This is a genomic window from Streptomyces actuosus (assembly GCF_016921115.1).
Taxonomy (GTDB): Bacteria; Actinomycetota; Actinomycetes; order Streptomycetales; family Streptomycetaceae; genus Streptomyces; species Streptomyces actuosus_A.
Genome location: NZ_JAFFZS010000135.1, coordinates 1 through 711, shown reverse-complemented (window position 1 = coordinate 711; position 711 = coordinate 1). Strand labels below are relative to the sequence as shown.

At 68.8% G+C, this 711-nt stretch carries 1 protein-coding gene and 1 pseudogene; both read left to right on the top strand.

Translation table 11 applies throughout. The features are described from left to right. Positions 1-421 (top strand): annotated as a pseudogene (locus JS756_RS35935) (alpha-1,4-glucan--maltose-1-phosphate maltosyltransferase); the annotation flags it as partial. A 31-nt stretch (positions 422-452) separates the two neighbouring features. Continuing rightward, the coding region (locus JS756_RS35930) for an alpha-amylase family glycosyl hydrolase (RefSeq protein ID WP_240204883.1) at positions 453-711 on the top strand (259 nt) is incomplete at its 3' end.

Here is a 711-nt window from a genome sequence, read left to right as displayed (position 1 = left end):
CGACGGCAGCGAGGAGTACCTCGACTCGGAGAAGTACCAGCTCAGGGCACGCGACTGGGACGCCGCCGCCCGCGAGGGACGCACCATCGCCCCCCTGATCACCCGCCTCAACGACATCCGGCGCCGCCACCCCGCCCTGCACCGCCTGCGCAACCTCCGCTTCCACCGGACGGACAACGAGTCGGTCATCGCCTTCAGCAAGCGCGAGGGGGCCGACACGGTGATCGTGGTCGCCAACCTCGACCCCCACCACACCCACGAGGCCACGGTCTCGTTGGACATGCCGCAGCTCGGCCTGGACCGGCATGCCGAGCCGAACGTCCACGACGAACTCACCGGTGCGACCTACCGCTGGGGCAGGGCCAACTACGTACGCCTGGAGCCCGGCCGCACGCCGGCCCACGTGTTCCACGTCCGGTGACCGGCACCAGCGAAGGGAGGCCAGGAGCGTCATGACCGTCAACTCGCCCGTTCACGACACCTTCGAGGACACCCCGGCCAAGGACCGCGACCCCGACTGGTTCAAGCGCGCCGTCTTCTACGAGGTTCTCGTCCGTTCCTTCCAGGACAGCAACGGCGACGGTGTCGGCGACCTCAAGGGCCTGACCGCGAGGCTCGACTACCTGCAATGGCTCGGCGTGGACTGCCTGTGGCTGCCACCGTTCTTCCAGTCCCCCCTCAGGGACGGCGGCTACGACGTCTCCGACTACA